Annotated in this window: 14 protein-coding genes, 1 rRNA gene and 1 pseudogene; 2 read left to right on the forward strand and 14 right to left on the reverse strand. The window is 37.9% G+C overall.

Translation table 11 applies throughout. The features are described from left to right. Positions 1-42: 42 nt before the first annotated feature. The 7 genes from ADU73_RS00885 to ADU73_RS00915 all read right to left on the reverse strand — a co-directional run bounded on the left by ADU73_RS00885 (position 43) and on the right by ADU73_RS00915 (position 7882). Positions 43-1620 (reverse strand): 16S ribosomal RNA (locus tag ADU73_RS00885). Between the two features lie 446 nt (positions 1621-2066). Next, positions 2067-3098 (reverse strand): lysylphosphatidylglycerol synthase transmembrane domain-containing protein, encoded by a 1032-nt coding sequence (locus ADU73_RS00890; RefSeq protein ID WP_062913086.1) that lies wholly within the window; start codon positions 3096-3098, stop codon positions 2067-2069. Positions 3099-3102: 4 nt separating this feature from the next. Continuing rightward, entirely contained in the window at positions 3103-4110 is a 1008-nt protein-coding gene (locus tag ADU73_RS00895; protein WP_100078153.1) for a glycosyltransferase family 4 protein, read from the reverse strand. A 30-nt stretch (positions 4111-4140) separates the two neighbouring features. Next, positions 4141-5316, reverse strand: coding sequence for a glycosyltransferase family 4 protein (locus tag ADU73_RS00900; RefSeq protein WP_046871842.1), 1176 nt, complete (start codon positions 5314-5316; stop codon positions 4141-4143). A 220-nt stretch (positions 5317-5536) separates the two neighbouring features. Then, the gene (gene ptsP, locus ADU73_RS00905; protein WP_056986370.1) at positions 5537-7258 is read right to left on the reverse strand and encodes a phosphoenolpyruvate--protein phosphotransferase; all 1722 of its coding nucleotides are present in this window, start codon (positions 7256-7258) and stop codon (positions 5537-5539) included. After that, positions 7258-7524 (reverse strand): phosphocarrier protein HPr, encoded by a 267-nt coding sequence (locus ADU73_RS00910; RefSeq protein WP_046871844.1) that lies wholly within the window; start codon positions 7522-7524, stop codon positions 7258-7260. The genes ptsP and ADU73_RS00910 overlap by 1 nt, the downstream gene beginning before the upstream one ends. 160 nt (positions 7525-7684) lie before the next feature. Beyond that, on the reverse strand, positions 7685-7882 hold the full coding sequence (locus tag ADU73_RS00915; RefSeq protein ID WP_062913087.1) for a hypothetical protein: 198 nt from the start codon (positions 7880-7882) through the stop codon (positions 7685-7687). 248 nt (positions 7883-8130) lie between these two features. Here ADU73_RS00915 and ADU73_RS00920 point away from each other — a divergent pair, with 248 nt between their 5' ends. After that, complete coding sequence (locus tag ADU73_RS00920) at positions 8131-10374, forward strand: ATP-dependent Clp protease ATP-binding subunit (RefSeq protein ID WP_056986369.1); 2244 nt, start codon at positions 8131-8133, stop codon at positions 10372-10374. Positions 10375-10470: 96 nt separating this feature from the next. Here the strand turns inward: ADU73_RS00920 and ADU73_RS00925 are convergent, their stop codons facing one another. From ADU73_RS00925 to ADU73_RS00940, 4 genes and pseudogenes are all read right to left on the reverse strand, one after another. Next, positions 10471-12603: an LTA synthase family protein gene (locus tag ADU73_RS00925; protein ID WP_046871847.1), complete on the reverse strand. Its 2133-nt coding sequence runs from the start codon at positions 12601-12603 to the stop codon at positions 10471-10473. A 233-nt stretch (positions 12604-12836) separates the two neighbouring features. Continuing rightward, the gene (locus ADU73_RS00930; RefSeq protein ID WP_046871848.1) at positions 12837-14414 is read right to left on the reverse strand and encodes a peptide chain release factor 3; all 1578 of its coding nucleotides are present in this window, start codon (positions 14412-14414) and stop codon (positions 12837-12839) included. Between the two features lie 10 nt (positions 14415-14424). Further along, positions 14425-16443, reverse strand: a pseudogene (locus ADU73_RS00935) (CDP-glycerol glycerophosphotransferase family protein). A 17-nt stretch (positions 16444-16460) separates the two neighbouring features. Further along, on the reverse strand, positions 16461-17300 hold the full coding sequence (locus ADU73_RS00940; protein WP_046871849.1) for a hypothetical protein: 840 nt from the start codon (positions 17298-17300) through the stop codon (positions 16461-16463). Between the two features lie 349 nt (positions 17301-17649). Between ADU73_RS00940 and ADU73_RS00945 the strand changes: the two genes are divergently transcribed. Then, positions 17650-18879 (forward strand): IS110 family RNA-guided transposase, encoded by a 1230-nt coding sequence (locus ADU73_RS00945; RefSeq protein WP_062913088.1) that lies wholly within the window; start codon positions 17650-17652, stop codon positions 18877-18879. Between the two features lie 223 nt (positions 18880-19102). On the opposite strand, the gene tagD is transcribed toward ADU73_RS00945, so the two are convergent. The 3 genes from tagD to ADU73_RS00960 all read right to left on the reverse strand — a co-directional run bounded on the left by tagD (position 19103) and on the right by ADU73_RS00960 (position 21590). Next, a complete protein-coding gene (gene tagD, locus ADU73_RS00950; RefSeq protein ID WP_062913089.1) occupies positions 19103-19513 on the reverse strand; it encodes a glycerol-3-phosphate cytidylyltransferase in 411 nt (136 codons plus the stop codon). 109 nt (positions 19514-19622) lie between these two features. Then, entirely contained in the window at positions 19623-20729 is a 1107-nt protein-coding gene (locus ADU73_RS00955) for an AI-2E family transporter (protein WP_056986464.1), read from the reverse strand. Positions 20730-21032: 303 nt separating this feature from the next. Next, positions 21033-21590 (reverse strand): DUF402 domain-containing protein, encoded by a 558-nt coding sequence (locus tag ADU73_RS00960; protein ID WP_046872086.1) that lies wholly within the window; start codon positions 21588-21590, stop codon positions 21033-21035. Between the last annotated feature and the right edge of the window lie 144 nt (positions 21591-21734).

Raw genomic sequence — 21734 nt, forward strand, 5'->3', positions numbered from 1 at the left:
GTTTCGACATATGTGTAGGTTTCCGTTTCTAAATATCCTTAGAAAGGAGGTGATCCAGCCGCAGGTTCTCCTACGGCTACCTTGTTACGACTTCACCCCAATCATCTGTCCCACCTTAGACGGCTAGCTCCCGAAGGTTACTCCACCGGCTTTGGGTGTTACAAACTCTCATGGTGTGACGGGCGGTGTGTACAAGGCCCGGGAACGTATTCACCGCGGCATGCTGATCCGCGATTACTAGCGATTCCAACTTCGTGCAGGCGAGTTGCAGCCTGCAGTCCGAACTGAGAACGGTTTTAAGAGATTAGCTTAACCTCGCGGTCTCGCAACTCGTTGTACCGTCCATTGTAGCACGTGTGTAGCCCAGGTCATAAGGGGCATGATGATTTGACGTCGTCCCCACCTTCCTCCGGTTTGTCACCGGCAGTCTCACTAGAGTGCCCAACTTAATGCTGGCAACTAATAATAGGGGTTGCGCTCGTTGCGGGACTTAACCCAACATCTCACGACACGAGCTGACGACAACCATGCACCACCTGTCATTCTGTCCCCGAAGGGAACGCCTAATCTCTTAGGTTAGCAGAAGATGTCAAGACCTGGTAAGGTTCTTCGCGTAGCTTCGAATTAAACCACATGCTCCACCGCTTGTGCGGGCCCCCGTCAATTCTTTTGAGTTTCAACCTTGCGGTCGTACTCCCCAGGCGGAATGCTTAATGCGTTAGCTGCAGCACTGAAGGGCGGAAACCCTCCAACACTTAGCATTCATCGTTTACGGCATGGACTACCAGGGTATCTAATCCTGTTCGCTACCCATGCTTTCGAGCCTCAGCGTCAGTTACAGACCAGACAGCCGCCTTCGCCACTGGTGTTCTTCCATATATCTACGCATTTCACCGCTACACATGGAGTTCCACTGTCCTCTTCTGCACTCAAGTTTCCCAGTTTCCAATGCACTTCTTCGGTTAAGCCGAAGGCTTTCACATTAGACTTAAAAAACCGCCTGCGCTCGCTTTACGCCCAATAAATCCGGATAACGCTTGCCACCTACGTATTACCGCGGCTGCTGGCACGTAGTTAGCCGTGGCTTTCTGGTTGGATACCGTCACTGCATGAGCAGTTACTCTCACACACGTTCTTCTCCAACAACAGAGTTTTACGACCCTAAAGCCTTCATCACTCACGCGGCGTTGCTCCATCAGACTTTCGTCCATTGTGGAAGATTCCCTACTGCTGCCTCCCGTAGGAGTCTGGGCCGTGTCTCAGTCCCAATGTGGCCGATTACCCTCTCAGGTCGGCTACGTATCACAGCCTTGGTGAGCCTTTATCTCACCAACTAGCTAATACGCCGCGGGTCCATCCAGAAGTGATAGCCGAAGCCATCTTTTAAAAATAAACCATGCGGTTCATTTTATTATGCGGTATTAGCATCTGTTTCCAGGTGTTATCCCCCACTTCTGGGCAGGTTACCCACGTGTTACTCACCCGTTCGCCACTCACTTTATAGTTGAAATCATCTTCGATGCAAGCATCTCTAATTCAATCAACGAAAGTGCGTCCGACTTGCATGTATTAGGCACGCCGCCAGCGTTCATCCTGAGCCAAGATCAAACTCTCATATTATACTTGAGTTTTTACAAGCTCATTTGTTGTTTCATTGTTTAAAACGAATTGACTTCGCAAATGTTTGCTTCAAAATTTTCATTTGAAGACCCTACACATTTTACTTTGTCGAAACTTTGTTCAGTTTTCAAAGGTCTACTATGTCGCGATTGGAAGCGTTAAACGCCTCAACACAATTATTTAACTTTATCATCAGTTTTCTCAAAAGTCAACAACCAAATTCAACTTTTTTATAAAACGTTTGAATGTCGTTTTCAAATCTTTCCCTCAAAAAACGACCTTTAATAGCATATCAGGATTTCTGTTTCTGGTCAAGCCCAAACCTTTAAATTTTATTGAACTGATTCGTTCAACCGCCGTCACATAACGTATCCATCAAAAAAACTTTTTTTAATAAAGAAAAAAGCAACAACTCATTAGAGTCATTGCTTTCAAATTTGCTTAGCTTAATTGTTTTGTTCAATTTTCCGCTTTAGTTTATCCGGTTTTGCAACCAGTGCAAACATACCTGCAAATATTCCAAAGTAATATGTTAATAGCCGCCAGAGCAGCATTGCCAATACCAACTTACTGTTACTGTGGATAAAACTAGAAAACAGAACATCAAAACTATATTCAGCACCACCTGATCCTCCTGGAATCGGGAATATTGAAATCACCATCACAATCAAAATATGTAGTGACGTAACCATCACAACATTGATTCCGGAATATCCTAGAGAAAGCATAATATAGTATGGAACAAGATAATAAAATAGCAATTGGAAAAATGTCATAACGAATACTTTAGCTAACAACTTCCACTGTGTCTTTATTCGAACACTCTCTTTATAAAAAGTATCAACTTTCTCATCAATTGTTACTTGCCATCGTTCAAAACGCTCTTTTTTTACAAACCAACCTATAGGAATCATGATCCAACTAATAAGCTTTTTTGTAAATCCATGCCAATACATAACCAATAATAGGCCAATAATAACCGTAAGATGAATTAAGAATCCAAATACAACGAATAGCGATAAATAACTCATTTTTTCTGCAAGAAAATGGAATCCAATTAATAAACTAACCATAAAGTTAATTACAATCATCGCTTGAAAAACGACAAACTTCATCAAAAGAACCGAGCTTGCTCTTCCTGCCTTGACACCACTTTGCATCAAAGCGATTAATTGAGCGGGCTGTCCACCCGAAGAAAATGGCGTTATCCCATTAAAAAGTTGTTCGATTAGAGGAATCCTAATGGCATCCCTAAAAGAGAATCGGTCTCCATTACTAGTTACAAACATCTTCGTAATGAGGGCTTCAATCCCAAAATATAGTAGCATGCAGATCACTGCAACAACTAACCATTGCCAATGAATATGAACAATATCATGCATTAAATTATGCATATTCACATTACGTAACGAGAACGCAAAAATTGCAATTCCCAAAGCAAGCATAATAGCAAGAGCAATTTTATTTCGTTTTGACATTGTCCTAGCCCTCTCTTACCTGACTCAAATAAAATCCGTGCCAAATGTTGGCTAAATGATCTTCTGAATACTGTTCGGAAGCCTGATTAGATTTTGCATGTAATTTCTGTAATGCCTCTGGATGAGTTGTAAGATAACTAATCTGTGTTTGCATATCCTCAACATTTTTTGCCGATACATAGTATCCGTCAATAATCGCTTTATAAAGATCAAGATCTCTCAATAAAACAGGAGTCCCACAACTAAAGGCCTCCAGCACTGACATTGGAAACAGCTCATTGTATGAAGGTAATAGAAATAAATCGGCCACATTATAGTAATTAACTAACGCAGCACGATCAATGATTCCGGTAAATTTCAGGTTTGCAGGTGGATTATCAACTACTTTTTTAAGCTCCGCATAACCATCTGTCATTCGCCCAAATGAAAATCCACCTGCCCAAATAAACTGAATTTGAGGATTTTGCTTAGCAAGTTCAATAAAATCCTTAACACCTTTACGTTCTTGAACTTGGCCAATGCCTAAAATGACGAACTTGTCCTCATCAATTTTCATTTGCTGACGTAAAAATTGCTTTTTGTCTGCATCCATTTCATAAAATTCGCTCTTATGCACAAAATTAGGAATATAGCTAATCTTCTCTTCAGGAATTCCGTAAGCCGTTAATTTAGGAATAAAAGTCGGATTGACCACCACTATATGGTCCATCCGCTTATAAAACGCAATAATATATTTATAAAAAATTCCCCGAAATGGTTGTGGAATTTTTAAACTACCATCAATCGTTTCCGGAAGAAAATGTACATAGCCAATTTTTCTTCCCCTGCCCGGCATGAAAGTCGATAAATAGAATTGCGGATCAATCGTATGATAATGGCTAATTTCTGAACGACTGTACTTATTAATTCGCACTTGAAAGTCATTTGGAAAATGAGTTTTTAGTAATGAAATTAATTCTTCATAGGCACTGCCAACCCCTTGGCCTTTGACTTTTGTTGCTGAAGAAAACATATTAATTCGAATTTGCAAATTTATTCCTCCTTAGTCCGAGAAATTTGAAGATTCTTCCCGATCTGCATACAGCACTAATGCATCTTTATAAAACTCAACAACCCGTTTACCAAACTGATCTGCAGAAATATCGTATAATTTTCTTTCCCGCGGCTCTGGGTCTTCAAAGCTTGCTGGATGATTCAAATAATTTTCAGCAAAATGAACAAATTGTTTTTCTGTTTCAAATGTGACTCCAAGCGACGGATCGTCTAATAAACTGTCTGTATATGGACTAGACTTTACCACCACTTTTAAGCCTGCAGCTATTGCTTCAATATAAGTCAATCCCTGCGACTCAGAGTCGGACGCGGAAACAAATAAATCTGCCATCTGATAAAAACGATAAACAACGTCATTATCAATCTCACCCGTAAACTGAATATGATCTGCAACACCAGTTTCTTGTGCTTGTTGTTCAAGCTTCTCACGTGCTGGTCCATCCCCTACAATTAAAAGCAAGCTGTTTGGAACAGCTTTTAAAATTTTAGGGAAATTTTTTATAACTTCTTGAATGTTTTTTTCATATGCTAAACGACTTAAAGAAAGAATAATTTTCTTATCTTCCGAAAATCCGTATTTTTTTCTCCAGTCAATGTCTTCATGTTGTGCATAGTGGTTCACGTTCACTCCGGTAGGAATTACGCGGATTGGTGCTTTCACACCATACCCATTAAGAGATTTTATCACTCGTTCACTTGGTGCAATCACGCCCATTAGATGGTAACAGAATGCACGCATGGCCATTTTAACGTGATATGGTCGCAGTAAATGCCCATTTGCCACATAATGCAAATAGTCCTCATACATTGTATGGTAAGTGTGGACACATGGAATATCTAAGCTTTTAGCGACAGCCTTCCCAATCCACCCCAAAGAAAACTCAGTTTGAGTATGAACAATGTCTAAATTTAACTCTTTGGCGATTTGAGAAGCCTTAAGTAACCCACTTACAGCTATTCTACGGTCAGTAAACGAAATAAAAGGAACACTCGCAAATCGAAAAATGTTTCTTTCATACACCTTTTTATTAGCCTTAGGATCTGTTGTCGTGAAAATGTATACCTGATGACCTTGTTTTTCTAGTTGCTCACGTAATGTTTTAATAGAAGTAGCTACTCCGCTTACCTGCGGGTAATATGTATCCGTAAAAATTCCGATATTCACAAGTATCCTCCTTAAAAACGCAAACTTATTTAAGTTTAATTATATTGGTTTCATACGTGTTATGCAAATAACACTAGTATATAATCCCGTTAGCTATTCAAAGGCCACTCTCCGACATTTATGTTTCAATCCTCGCGTGCCCATCAAACGCTTCCAGTATACCAAAAAATCTCTCAGGATCTGATTCATCCTAAGAGATTTTAAATAAATTTAAATTCAATTATTTAATGGCATCATTAACCATTTTAATAACATCGTCGTTAGTTTCAGCTTCAGTAACAGCCTTATTAGCTAACTTCTTCATTTCTCTGGTATCTAAGCGTTTCATTAATGAACGAGTCTTCAAGATTGAAGATGAGCTCATTGAGAATTCATCCAAACCAAGACCCATCAAAATTGGAACAGCGGTTTGATCTCCAGCCATTTCACCACACATACCAGTCCATTTACCTTCTGCGTGAGAAGCATCAATTGTCCGTTTGATTAAACGTAACAATGATGGATTATATGGTTGATAGAGATAAGCTACTTTTTCGTTACCACGGTCAGCAGCAAATGAGTATTGGATCAAATCATTAGTACCAATACTAAAGAAATCCACATACTTAGCTAACTTGTCTGCAATAACTGCAGCAGCAGGAATTTCCATCATCATACCAACTTGAATGTTTTCACCGATCTTAGTACCAGCCTTTACCATCTTTTGTTTTTCATCTTCAAAAATAGCTTTAGCTTTCTTAAACTCAGCAACAGTTGCAATCATTGGGAACATGATGGCCAATTTTCCGTATGCAGATGCACGTAATAATGCGCGCAACTGGGTTCGGAATAAATCGGTTCGATCAAGACTGATTCGAATAGCACGATAGCCTAAGAATGGGTTCATTTCTTTTGGAAGTGGCAAGTATGGTAACTGCTTGTCTCCACCAATATCCATTGTCCGGACAACAACTTGTTTGCCCTTCATACCTTCTACAACGGCCTTGTATGCTTTAAACTGGTCATCTTCACTTGGAAGCTCACTAGCATCCATATACAAGAACTCAGAACGAAATAGGCCAACTGCTTCAGCGCCATTATCAACAACACCCTTAATATCATCTGGTGTTCCAATATTAGCTGCTAAGTCAAAGTGAACGCCATCTTTGGACAAAGTTTTTTCGTCACGAAGTTTATCCCACTCAAGTTTTTGAGCCACAAAATCTTTTTGCATCTTGTTATATTTAGTAATTTGATCAGCATCAGGATCAACAATTGCTGATCCATGAATACCATCAATAATAACAGTATCGCCAGATTTAATTTCTGTCGTCGCCTTTTCACTTCCAACAACCGCTGGAATTTCAAGTGTTCGAGACATGATAGCTGAATGTGAAGTTCTTCCTCCAATATCAGTAATAAATCCTTTAACATACTTACGATCAAGCTGAGCAGTATCGCTTGGTGTTAAATCATGCGCCACGATAACAACTTCAGAATCAATCAAAGCTGGATTAGGTAACTTAACACCTAATAGATGACTCATTACACGCTTTGTGACGTCTCGGATATCTCCGGCACGTTCTTGCATGTACTGGTTATCAGTCATAGCTTCAAATGTTTCGATAAAGCCATCTGTTACATCCTTCAATGCTTGTTCTGCATTAACAGAATCGTTCTTGATCTTGTCTTCAATATTCCCAATCAATTCAGGGTCGGAGAGAATCGTAATGTGTGCTTCAAATACCTCGGCTTCATCCTCTCCAAGATTTTCAGCAGCTTTACTTTTGATTAACTCTAATTCTGATTTAGATGCGTCTAAAGCATCATGAAGACGCTTAATTTCGGCATCTGGATCATCAATTGTTTTCTTATCAAATGACAGATCAGGGTCGACAAGCATGTATGCTTTCGCAATTGCAACGCCATCACTGGCAGCAATTCCCTTCAATTCTTTTGTCATTAGTCAGAAAGTCCTTCCTTTTTCATTGTGTCTGCGAGTGCTTCAATTGCTTCTTTTGCATCATCGCCGTCAGCAGAAACTGTTACATCAGCATTCTGACCAACACCCAATGACATTACACCCATAATAGACTTCAAATTAACTGCCTTGTCTTTGTATGTTAATTTGACATCAGCATTAAATTTGCTAGCTGCCTGTACTAATAAAGTAGCTGGACGAGCATGAATACCTGTTTCTGCAATAATATGAAAGTCACGTGTTTCCATTATAATCGATCTCCTTTAAAATATATAAGATTTGGTAAGGGCTTTCTTTTCATAGAAAAAATAAATAACCATTTATTCTTTAACAAATAATTAGCCTTTCCCATTGATAATAGCAATTTCTGGAAATTATTACAAGCCCTTTCACGAATTTTAAATAAAATTAAGATTTACCGTTTTCATCACCTTCAAAATGGTAGACCACTTTTCCGTTTTTTTGAGCTTTACCAATAATTCTTTTCCGTTGCTCATACTTCATATAAATAGGTTGAAAAGCTGGAAATTCATCAGCTTCAACTGTTAATTCCTTTATACTACCCTGCCGAAGCTGCTCTAACAGGTTCGAAAAGTCTCGTGCCATTTAACCACCTACCTTTTTTAATAAATCTAGTTTAGCCGATATCCTTCAAAAGTTCAAACATTGGCACTCATGTCATTAAAGTGCTAATATAATTTTGTGGGCAGTAAAGTGCCTGGTAATGCAATTCTATCAGGCATAGTTTTTTAAAACAAATTGCTTGCACAAATCATGAAGCGAGTTATAATGTGTTCATGGTCAAAGTTGGTCAAACTTTTTAAAGCTTTGACTTTGCGAAAGGAGATCGCAAGATGTTATGTCAAAATTGTCGTAAAAATGAAGCAACGATCCACCTGCACGTTAATGTTAACGGTCAGCAGCGTCAGATCGATCTTTGTCAAAATTGCTATCAACTTCTAAAACAACAAGAAGGTAATAATTTTGGAAATGGAGGTGCTATGAATATGGCACAAGACCCATTCGGATTTGGAAATCTAGATGACATTTTCCGTGCTATGCAAAATGGTAACGTTGAAAATGCTCAGAACTTTAACCAACAAGTTCCCCCTACCCAACCAAGTGGTCCCACTGATAATAATAATGGTGGTACCCGCCAAAATGGCCAGGGTGGCTTGCTAGCTCAGTATGGTTTGAACCTAACTGATTTAGCAAAACAAGGAAAAATCGACCCAGTAATCGGCCGTGATTCAGAAATCTCAAGGGTTATTGAAATATTGAATCGACGGACGAAAAACAATCCAGTTTTAATTGGTGAAGCAGGTGTTGGTAAAACAGCAGTTGTGGAAGGCCTAGCTGAAAAGATTGTGGCAGGCGATGTTCCTCAAAAATTAATTAATAAGAAAATTATTCGTTTAGACGTTGTATCACTCGTTCAAGGAACTGGGATTAGAGGTCAGTTTGAACAACGAATGCAACAACTTATGAAAGAAGTTGAAAAAAATAAGGATGTTATCGTCTTTATTGATGAAATTCATGAAATTGTTGGTGCTGGTAATGCAGAAGGTGGTATGGACGCCGGCAACGTTTTGAAGCCTGCTTTGGCTCGTGGCGATTTCCAACTTGTTGGAGCTACAACTTCAACCGAATATCGAGACATTGAAAAAGATGCCGCCCTTGCTCGTCGTTTACAACCCGTTCAGGTTGATGAACCAAGCGTTGAAGCATCTATTAAGATTTTAAAGGGAATTCAAAAGAAATACGAAGATTATCACCATGTTCATTACACAGATAAAGCTATCGAAGCAGCCGCAAAGCTGTCCAAGCGATACATTCAAGATCGGTTCTTACCGGATAAGGCAATTGACTTACTCGATGAAACTGGTTCTAAAAAGAATTTAACAATTAATACTGTTGATCCCAACACAATCCAGCAAAAGATTGATAATGCTGAAAAGTATAAACAGGATGCAACAAAAGCAGAAGATTACGAAAAGGCTGCTTACTATCGTGATCAAGTTGCCAAGTTAGAGAAATCAAAATCTGGCGCATCGAAAAAAGATGAAATTCCAACTGTTACAGAAAAAGATATGGAACAAATCATTGAAGAACAAACTAACATCCCAGTTGGTGAACTTCAAAAACGTGAACAAGAACAACTCCAGAATCTTAGTGGCGATTTAAGTTCAAAGGTAATTGGACAAGATGAAGCTGTCAACAAGATTGCCCGGGCCATCCGTCGAAACCGAATTGGTTTAAATGGGACTGGTCGTCCAATTGGTTCCTTCCTATTCGTCGGCCCTACCGGAGTTGGTAAAACAGAATTAGCTAAACAATTAGCTAAGGAACTCTTTGGATCTGAGGATTCCATGATTCGGTTTGACATGAGTGAGTACATGGAACCACATTCAATTTCTAAATTAATTGGTTCACCCCCTGGCTATGTTGGCTACGAAGAAGCCGGCCAATTAACTGAACAAGTTCGTCGTCATCCCTATAGCTTGATCCTCCTTGATGAAATTGAAAAGGCTCATCCGGATGTTATGCACATGTTTCTGCAGATTCTTGACGATGGCCGTTTGACTGATTCACAAGGTCGAACAGTAAGCTTTAAAGATACAATCATTATCATGACTTCGAATGCTGGAAGTGGCGATGCGGAAGCTGATGTTGGTTTCGGTGCTGCTGCCAAGGGCAAAACTCATTCCGTTTTAGACAAGTTAGGTAATTACTTCAAGCCAGAATTCCTAAATCGGTTTGATGATATTGTAGAATTCAATTCACTCACAAAGGAAAATCTAATGAAGATTGTTGACTTGATGGTTGGCGATGTCAATAAAATGTTAGCCGTTCAAGGCTTACACGTTCATGTGACAGAACCAGTTGAAGAGAAATTAGTCGAATTAGGTTATAATCCAAAAATGGGTGCCCGACCATTACGTCGTGTCATCCAAGAGCAAATTGAAGATCGAATTGCTGATTATTATCTTGATCATGCGGATGCAAAGAACCTGGTTGCAAAAATTACAGACGGCGAGATTACGTTGACAACAGAAGATAACACTCCTGCTAAAACAACTGAAGATTCAAAAGCCTAATAAATCAAATTCAAAGAACCAAGTCAACTTATGACTTGGTTCTTTTTTATAGCTAAAAAAAGGAGACCGGAATTTTTATTTCCGGTCTCCTTTGGTTTATTTAGATGAAGAAGATGATGAGCTCGAACTACCACTATCATCACTACTACTGCTACTAGAACTTTCACCCTTTAATTCAGGTGCATCAGTCTTATAGAGATCCTCTGTTGACTTTCCCTTGTTTTCTTTTAATAGACTTGTTGGTTTCTTATTTTGCGCTTCACTTAATTCCTTCAGTGCAGCAGACTTTTTATAATTATAATCCGATTTATCTACGGTCTTAAACCAGCTTTGTTTAGAGAACCGAAGTAAATCACCATTAATCACCGAATCAGATAACGACAGTTCTTTATTGACGTAATCCTGAATCTTATCAACTTCTTTTTTCTCAGTTTCCGTCTTATCGGTAATCTGTTGCCCAGTCTTAGTAAAGTACAGGTCATTCCCATACTTGGTATACTTCGGTGAAACAAAGTCCCCATCTCGGAAGGAAACGATTTGATTACGATCCTTTGAAAGTAGGTCTTGTCCAAACTGAATGGCACCAGGATCATTAATTCCCATCAGATTCATTAGTGTTGGCATGACATCAATCTCACCACCATACGTGTGATTAATACCGCCTTTTAAACCAGGCATGTGAATCATAAATGGCACTTTTTGGAACATGGCTAAATTGTAATTATCAATTTGTTTCAGATTCAAGATTTTAGCAATCGCCGCTTTGTGGTTATTCGAAATTCCGTAATGATCCCCATAAAGGACTAACATACTATTCTTTTCCAAACCGGATTTTTTCAGATAATTCATTAATTCACCAATTGATTGATCTAAATAATGAGCTGTTTGTACATAAGGATCAACCGTTGGATCACCAGTATCCCATTCTTTAATCGATGCATCCTTCTTCGAAATTAAATAAGGATAATGGTTCGAAACCGTAATTAGTTTGGCATAGAAAGGCTGCGGTAGCTGTTCAACATACTTAACTGTATCTTTCAAAAAGAGCTTATCCTTCATCCCGTAGCCACTCACATAGCCTGGTTTGATATCGTAATACTCCTTACTGAAGAAATACTGATAACCAAAGGACTTATACGCGTTATCTCGATTCCAGAAACTAGGAACATCCCCATGGAATGAAGCAGTTGAATAACCATTCTGATCTAAAATGGCAGGCATACTCTGGAATGTATTGGTAGTTCCATCCATAACCATTGCTGAACCCTCTGCTAATCCAAATAAGGAGTTTTCAAGCATCATTTCTGCATCAGATGTTTTTCCTTGTCCGACTTGATTAAAGAAGTTATCAAAGCTTAGCGTATCATTCTCGTGATACAACTTATTGAGGTTTGGCGTTATTTCTTGACCATCCCATTTTTTATCAATTACAAATTGTTGCAAGCTTTCCAAATGAATAACGAAAACATTTTTGCCCTTTGCAACCCCTTTGTATTGAATGTTAGATGAAATATGATTATCTTTTAAGAATTTTTGAACCGGTTTTAATTGATTGTTAGACGCTTTTGATTTCTGCTCACTATTTTGATACGTTTTAATCGCATCATACGCAGTATAGGTTTGAAGCCCCAAATATTTAACAATGTAATTATTATCAAAGGTTCTTGTTAAAAGTCCTGAACGATTACTGTACGCCATCCCCAAGTTTACGCCAAACACACCAACTGATAAAATTGTTGTGGCCACGGCATAACGTATCTTAAAGGGCGTCGTATCAATTTTAATAAATCGAATTGCCAGTAATAGAATTAAGAAGATCACATCCACGAACACTAAAAAGTCAGTTCCGCGCATGATTCCCATTAAACTCTTGCCAAGGTTGTCTGAAGTAGCCCCAGATCCTTTAATCAAATTAAACGTAATAAAATCTGAGAACTCTCGATAATACAAAATATTAGCAAACAACCAAGATGATAAAATTGCATCAACTAAAATCATCCAACAATAAGCCCATTTCCCCCGAAAATATAACCCAATTCCAAACAGTAATAATGCTGTAGCAATTGGTGAAATGGCTAAAATTAATTCTTGCATACTTCCCTTGACGCCCAAACTAAATTTAGTCTGGTAAGCCATATAGGATTTAATACAAAATAAAATAACGGCGAACAAGAAAAATCCAAACCGGGTATTTAGTCCCCGGCGAATTTTATGCCACGCTTGACTCATAGTTGACCCTCCATTGCAAATTCACAAATTAAATTTAAACGTTAAATAACACTCATAAACTAAATAAGTATAACTAAAAAATAGCTTTTTTAATAGTCCCATCCCATGCATTCCAAGAGATTTTAATGAACTTTTAAGTTCCTAGACCATCTGAAAAGACTAATTGCGCGTTTTGTTTGAGCAAAAAAGGCAAATTCAATAATAAAATTGAGTTTGCCTTTAGTTATTTAACCTTATAGCTTAGCCGTTAGTTTTACATCTGGATACTTTCCTGTAAACCAACGCTCTGCAAATTCATTTTCAAATAAGAATAACGGGTTACCTGCCCGATCCTTTACTAACAAATTACGTGAAGACGACATTTTCTCGTCTAATTGCTCAGGATCAATCCAACGCGCAATCTTTTTACCCATTGGCTCCATTACAACTTCTGAATGATACTCATTTAACATCCGGAATTGGAAAACTTCAAACTGAAGTTGGCCAACGGCACCCAGAATATAATCGTTTGTATTATAGCTTGTGTACAGTTGCACAGCTCCCTCTTGAACTAACTGTTGAATTCCCTTATGAAATGACTTTTGTTTCATCACATTTTTAGCTGTAACTCGTACAAATAGCTCTGGCGTAAACTGTGGTAATTTTTCAAATTGGACTTCATGTTTACCCGCGTAAATTGTGTCACCAATTTGGAAATTTCCTGTATCATACAATCCCACAATATCTCCGGCCACAGCCTTTTCAACTGTATGCCGAGCATCCGCCATAAATTGTGTGGAATTTGATAATCGAATCACTTTTCCAGTTCGCTGCAAAGTGACATCCATCCCGCGATCAAACTCGCCAGAACAAATTCTGACAAAAGCAATTCGATCACGATGATTTGGATTCATGTTAGCTTGAATTTTAAAAATGAAGCCAGAAAATTGTGAATCATCTGGTTTAATAATTTCATCAGCCCGGTCCTTGTGTGGTGCTGGAGCTGGTGCATATTTCAAATAAATATCTAAAAAGGTTTTAACCCCAAAATTAGCTAGGGCAGATCCAAAGAAGACTGGCGTTAATTTTCCAGAAGCAACTTGGTCCTCGTCAAACTTATTTCCAGCTTCACCCAGTAATTCCATATCGCCGACAGCATCTCGGTAAGTACTATCTTCAGTCAAAGGATGATCACTTGATAGATGACCTTCCTCATCCAACGGCAAATAGCGATTGCCATCTGCATCTTTTCGGTATAAAACAATCCGCTTATTATAGCGATCATATAGACCTTGCAGGCCCTTACCCATGCCAATTGGCCAATTCATTGGGTAAGCATCAATTCCTAAAACTTCTTCAAGTTCATTAACCAAATCCAATGGCTCACGACCATCACGATCCAGTTTATTCATAAAAGTAAAAATTGGGATTCCCCGCATCTTACAAATTTGAAATAACTTTTTAGTTTGGGGTTCAATTCCTTTTGCAGAATCGATAACCATGACAGCCGAATCCACCGCCATCAATGTTCGATACGTATCTTCAGAGAAATCTTCATGTCCAGGGGTATCCAAAATATTGATCCGTTTATCACCGTAATCAAATTGCATCACGGAACTCGTGACTGAAATCCCCCGCTTTTTTTCAATTTCCATCCAATCAGACTTTGCGTAACTGCCTGACTTACGGGCTTTTACCGTTCCGGCTTCCCGAACAACTCCACCAAACAGTAATAGCTGTTCAGTAATGGTCGTTTTTCCAGCATCCGGATGGGAAATGATGGCAAAGGTCCGTCGTTTTGCGACCGCTTGATCTAATTTTGTTTCATTCATAAATAATTTCCTACTTCCTAATTGCATTCACAATATAATTTACTACTTTTCGGGATGCGTCACCACTATTAATCGCACAGAAACGTTTATAGAATTCTTGAAAACGTCGATTATTTGTCATATCTGGATTTTTTAAAGCCTCGTTCATTTCACTAAACAGATCGGTCTCATTATGCACAATTTTACCTGGTAATTCGTGTTCGTAATCCAAATAGAACCCCCGCAGCTCATTTTTATACATCTCATAATCATAAGGATAAAACAAAATTGGGCGTTTTAAATACGCAAAATCAAAAAACACCGATGAATAGTCCGTGACCAGCAAATCTGAAACTAAATACAGGTCACTAATATTTGGATAGTCAGAAAGATTTAATACACAATCCTTAAATTCCAAAGTATCGATCTGATTGGCAATTAAATAGTGCATCCGTAAAATTAAAATTGTTTCTTTCCCATAACGTTCCTGAAAATCTTTTAAACTAAAAGGTAATTTAAAGGTATATTTACCAGTTGATATATAGGAGTTATCTCGATAGGTCGGTGCATATAACACAACTTTTTTATTCGCAGGAATTCCCATTGATTGTTTCAACTGGGTAATTTGCTCTGGTGTTGCTTGAAGCAACTCATCATTACGCGGATAACCTAGCTTAAGAACTTGATTTTTATATCCAAAGGCAGAACGAAAAATGTTAGTTGAATAATCGTTTGGGCTAATTAAGGCATCCCATCGATTCGCCTCACGGGTGAAATTACGATGATAAGAAGCTGTATCAGTTCCAGGCATGGTAACCTGCTTAATATCCAAACCTAATTTTTTTAAAGGCGTTCCATGTCACGTTTGTAAATAAAAAGTAAATTTCGACTTTTTTACCCATGAAGGATACCGCGCATTACTAACCCAGCATTGTGCACGACGCATCAAATTTACCCACTTCGCACTATTACGAACAACATATCGGATTCCATGTTCCCGACAAAAGGCCTTTAATTCAGGATAAATTGCCCAAACGAGATTATAACTTGGATAAAACTCTTTAAAAACTCGATAAATAGCCAACGGACTGTCTGAAACCTGACGACCACCAAAGCTTTCAAAAACAATTGTCGGCTTAACAAATGGGGATCGACTCCGCTTAAATAGTCGCTTAATCCATAATAACTTAAGCTTCGTAGCAAGTACACCGCTAGCGCTTAATAAGCGTTGAGTTTTATTTACCAAACTTTGGGTGATTGTCGAAAATTTTGAACTTTTTTCCAATCGCGTCAAACTGATTACATTATCGTACGATTTCTCCAAGAAAACTGTTTGCCCATTTGCGTCAGTTGCGAAATCTTTACTAAGATCAAATTCACTGATCAAGCCTACTTGTTGATGAATATGGCTCCCCTCAAAATCATACGCAATTTTCAATATATATTTTTGATTCACTTTCAAATCAGTCAATAAAAGTTCAAACACAAACAAATCTGAATAAGTGCTAATGTTGTTCGTTAATCGAAAACTATTGTTCTGATTATCAGTATTCCCAACGGTAATCACAATATTTTTCATCACTTGATCACCAATTTTTGGGGCACCAACTAATCGAATTCGATCGCTTAATCGTTGGACATTGTGAAGTTCAAACACAGCATCCTGATTTTTTTCAGTGAGTTCAATATTTGTGAATCCAGAAAAATCGCCTGAAATTTTTTGAAAAGTCGTCAGATCAATTTGCTTGGTTTCTATATATTCATTTTCAATTTGCACAGTTTCAAAATGATCTGCAACCTGCCATTGTAAATACACTTCCCAAACAAATCTAGTTTGACCAGGAAAATGACCTTTTAACTGATGAAAAGTTAGGGGAAACTCTAAGATATTTTCTTGCAAATTTATTTGGTCAATTGTAAAACTTTCCAATGATTCTTGTTCAATAAAAATAACGCGTAAATTTTTAGCCTGTTGGGTAAGCCCAATCAATTCAACTTCAAATTGCTGCATTTCTTGCTGTGCTTGAACATCGGATAAAATTGCTCGCATATTTGGTTTTCCCCTTCCTAATAGTTAAAAGTTGTGAATGTTTGTAAATAGCCTGACATCAATTCATTACTCTTTAGATCAATAAATATGCCCGTATGTTGTGAGTCATCTACTAATTTACGAATTTGCTCACTATAAAACTCAAAAATATTGGTATAGGGCCGCCATTCAACGTAATCATGGACACTATATTGCGGGTTCTCCACTTCAATTTGCACAACGTTCCGGCGTTTGCTACCTTCAATTTGTTCTTCTAGAATTCTTCCTCGGTTAGCAAATACACTATCACTTGCAACTGTATAAGTTCGCATTTGAGCTGGTTTAACCGAACAATGATATAGTTGTTGGTCAGTTGTATTTAACACGGTGTAATTAATTGGTTTGCTTTCCAAAAATCCAACAATCTCCCGATTACGGGCCTGCTCGTCAAAGCTAAATTGATACTGCAATTTTCCCTGATTAAATTGTTTGATTGTCCTCAACTTTGAATTTTGATAATGTTTTTCATACTCTAAAAAATGATGATCAAAATAGCGTTCAACAGTTTTTTGATTAGCCAGTTGAAATACTTTTTTTGTGAAGGCATCTTCTGATCGATTGGTAAATGGTTTTAATTCACTGTCAATTCCAGATTGATTTTCTACCAGGTCAAACCAATTAACAATTTTTAATTTTTCTTGTGTTCCCAACAAAACTTTATTTAGATTTTCAATTGTCTTTACCGCCGTTTGAAAATTTAAAACCATCACTAAAACTGTCACCTGAATTTGATTACTTAATAATTTTTGAATTGTCTGAAGCAAGTGTGGATTTTCAGCTGATAAGTCATCTGAAACTAGAATTAATGCATTTTTCATAAGCAGCCCTCTCGTATTATATATTTTGAAACTTTGTTTCTTACTATTCACTACTTAGATGCTGCGTGATATTCTCTAATTGTTCATTGGATTTAGGTCCAACTGGTATAGGCTTTCTCCCCTTGTAGTTTATCTACGTTTTAAGCGTGCCGCCCAGACAATTCGAAACACCGCAAACCACAAGCTGTAGCGATTAGAGTGATTCGTGTTCACTCGCGTGACACGCAGCTGAATCACTTAATCTAGTCTACTTATATTGCGAGGATGCCCGTTAGAATTGGAATTAGGGAACATCACGCAGCACCTAAGCTTATCCAATTAATTCACAATGAAAGGAGGTCCTTATCCTATGAATTTATATTTAGGTATTGATGTTGGTAAAAATAAATTAGACTTTTGTGCTTTAGATTCGGATCAACGTTGTTGTTTTCAAGGTGAAACTACTAATGATCTCAATGGCGCCATTAAGATCAAACAGACGGTCCTAACCGAAACTCAAACGCATCATTATGAAAAAATCACAGCTGGTATGGAAGCTACTTCTGTTTATAACTTTCATCCAATGACTTTTTTGGCCGAAGATAGCGAGTTACAAGCCTTAGGCTTATCGGTAATTACCATTAATCCCTACACATCACATCACTTTAGTCAGCTCTTTAATGACGGTAAAACTGATGCAATTGATGCCAAGCAATTAGCCGATTTATTGCGTGTAGAACCACTTGGAACCCCTGTTGCTCGCCAAGAAAATTATGTTGCGCTGCAACGTTTAACCCGTGAACGCTATCACTTGGTTAAACAAATGACCGATTCAAAAAATCATTTTTTGAACAACCTCTATTATCGTTGTAATACTTTAGAACGAGAGTTACCCACCTCAGTTTTTGGCTCAGCTATGATGACCCTAATTACTGATGAAGAGTTAACCTTGGACGAGGCAGCGGCGCTACCTCTTGATGAATTAGTGACACATCTTCAACAGTTAGCCCACGGTAAATTTGGTGATGCCGAAGCCGTTGCTAAAGCCATTAAGAAAGCAACTCGTTCTTCTTATCGTCTATCAAAAGTCGTAACAGATTCTGTTGATGAAATCTTAGCGGTCTATGCTAATGAAATTCGGATGTTAAAAAAACAAATCCAAGTTTTGGATAAAACAATTACACAGATATCTACTCAAAACACAGATATCAATTGTTTAACTAGTGTTCCCGGTATTGGTCCAGTTTATGCGGCCGGTATTGTGGCAGAAATTGGTCAAATTGAACGTTTTCCGGATGAAAGCCATATTGCCAAGTATGCAGGTCTGGCTTGGTTACCACATGAATCAGGTACGAGTGTTCGTCAAGCTACGCCACGAACTCGTAAGGGTAATCAATATCTTCGTTATTATCTAGTTGAAGCTGTCAATTCGATAAGACGTTATGATATTACTTACCAACGCTATTACCACAAAAAATATGAAGAGGTACCCAAGTATCGTCATCGTCGAGCTATTGTCTTGACGGCACGAAAGCTTGTGAGATTGGTGGAAGTCTTGCTTAGAAACCATCAATTTTATATACCACCCAAAGTGGTATAGCCTTCGAGTTTACGATACTGAGTCCCTTCTTAACCCGCTAAATTAACTGTTTTAGTGGGCTGGGGAAGGTATACTCTCAAGAACTAATTAATAATAAAAACAAAGTTTTTTACATACTTGACTTATCACCACAAGGCTTATTTACTTTTTCATATTTGGAATGGATTAAAGCGCCTTTGAGGTAATAAAAAAAACTGGGGTCTTTCCCCCAGTTTTTCTGTCTTTATTTTTGTGACTCGTTTTTACTACCAAGACCCAAATCACGTTTGATCTTAGTGGTTGAAATTCCCTCCGTACGAGGAAGATATATAACCTTACAGTAGTCCTTCAAAAAGTCGAACTTACCTTTCCAGTCATCACCCATAACAAAAGTATCAATATGACGTTCTTCAACATCTTTGATCTTTTGATCCCAACCTTTTTCCGGAATCACTTCGTCCACATAACGGATAGCTTCCAAAATATACTTGCGATCTTCATAACTGGTATAAGCTTTCTTGCCCTTTAAAGCATTGAATTCATCCGTTGACACACAAACCGTCAAATGATCACCCAGTGTTCTGGCTCGTTTTAGCAAACGAATATGTCCCTTATGAATTAAATCAAAAGTGCCATAAGTAATTACCTTTTTCAATGTTCATTCTCCTAATATTTTAATATTAAATCCTTCATCATATTACCACATATAAGTTAATCCATTCCAGTAAAACCAGCATATCAAGACAATGTTAAATCAAAATAAATTAATCATCATTATTCAAAATCCAAATATGATAAACAAATCCAACAATCACCTTGACTACCGCATAGGTTGGAATTGCGAGGATCATTCCCGGAATTCCTGCGATTTTTCCAGCCGCAAGTAAAAGAATAATAATAGTTAACGGGTGGACCTGTAAGCTTCGTCCAATAATATTGGGATAAATTAGGTTTCCATCCACCTGTTGCACGATTAAAACAACTACCACTACCCAAACAACTTGCATCGGATCCTTTGTCAAGGCTACTAGCAACGCTGGAAAGATTCCAATATACGGTCCAATATAGGGCACAATGTTGGCAATCCCGGCGACCACGCCCAATAATAACGCATATGGTTGGCCAATAATCATGTAACCAATTGCCGTAAATGTCCCGACAAAAAGGCATTCCAAGACTTGTCCAGAGATATAAGAAGACAAGGTATCGCTCATTTTATCGAAAAGTTCCATAATGGTATCTGCATTTTTAGCTGGTAATAACCGTTTGATGGTTGGCATCAACTTCCAACCATCTTTTAGCATGTAAAACAACATAACTGGAACCGTAATTATAACGATTGTAACCGAAGTAACGGCCGAAATCAGGGCTCCAATACTACTTGTCATTGTCGTTAAAATTGATTCTGCGTAAGTACCGATTGAATTATTCATCTTTTGAATGTAAGGATCCAAATCAACGTTTTTGGTCCAATCTGAATGCTCAATCAGATGTTGCAAACTCTTCTGAACATTGCTGGCAATGGTTGGAAGCCCTGCAATTAATTGTCCAACTTGATTAATTAATCTAGGAAGCATCCATCCCAATGCACTACCAATAACAGCAATTAGGAGCAAAAAAACGATCACAACCGCCCAAGTATGGCTGATACGAAATTTTTTATACCTGACTTTTTCAATCAATTTAACTAATGGATTAAGTAAATAAAATAGGAACCCTGATAAAATAATTGGGACAAACACCGTTGAAATAAACATACCAATGGGCGCAAATAAAAAATTGATTTTTGTACATACATAAACTAAGGTAGCCACAATTAATAACTCCAGTGACCAAAACAAAAGCGGAGATTTTTTAATCTTATCAAACATAGCATGACTTCCTTCTTTTGAAATGAAATATAATAGCTAAGCCTATATTATGACGACTATTTTATAACTCTTTCATCACGATGCATTTCATTTTTATCGTTCACAATAAGCCCATTATAAGCTATTCGCTTTAATTTAACTTCTAATCTGTAAGGATTTCTGTAAAATACTCTCTTCACGCGTCCCTTTTATAACCCTCCTGATACGTAAACTGGCAATATTCGAGAAACTCAAACATTGCCAGTTAGCTTTATATACAGAATTAAAATCTTTGACCGATCTAATTCGTTATTACGACCAAAATTAACGCCGGTTATTATGATTAACAAGTTCCAGATAACGGTTGTACCAAATGTTAATAAATTCATCAGAAAATGGTCCGGTCCCTTGATCGATCCAATCCGTTAGCGTTAAAACACTAGATTGAATAATCTGTTTGGTATCTTCAGAATAGTGCCATCGCTGACTAAAACGCTCATATTCATCGACATCCAATAATTTTCGATCCCCATTTGGATAAACTTTTACATCCAAATCATAATCAATATATTTTAAAGCTTCCTCATCTAACACATATGGAGAAGCCAAATTGCAGTAGTTTGATACGCCGCCTTTACGAATCATGGTAACCACATTAAACCAATAATCTTTGCGAAAATAAACAATGGCCGGCTCACGCGTTACCCAGCGTCTCCCATCATCTTCAATTACAAGTGTGTGATCATTGCATCCAATAAACTCGTCCTCATTGTTTTTTAACACCATTGTATCTCGCCATGTACGGTGTAAACTACCATCGTGTTTATAGCTTTTGATCGCAATATAGTCCCCCGCTCTGGGTTTCTTAGACTTGCGATTCATTTATGACACAGCTTTCTAATTCCGAAGGTTTTAAAACTTAGAATTCCATTTACCATTATATCAAAAAAGCTACCTTAACAAAAGAACGAGTCCTAAAGTATGTGTCAAGTTTTCCTAGGTGCCTTATAATCAACCAAATATTTA

Origin of the sequence: Pediococcus damnosus (assembly GCF_001611155.1) — a bacterium.
Classification (GTDB): domain Bacteria; phylum Bacillota; class Bacilli; order Lactobacillales; family Lactobacillaceae; genus Pediococcus; species Pediococcus damnosus.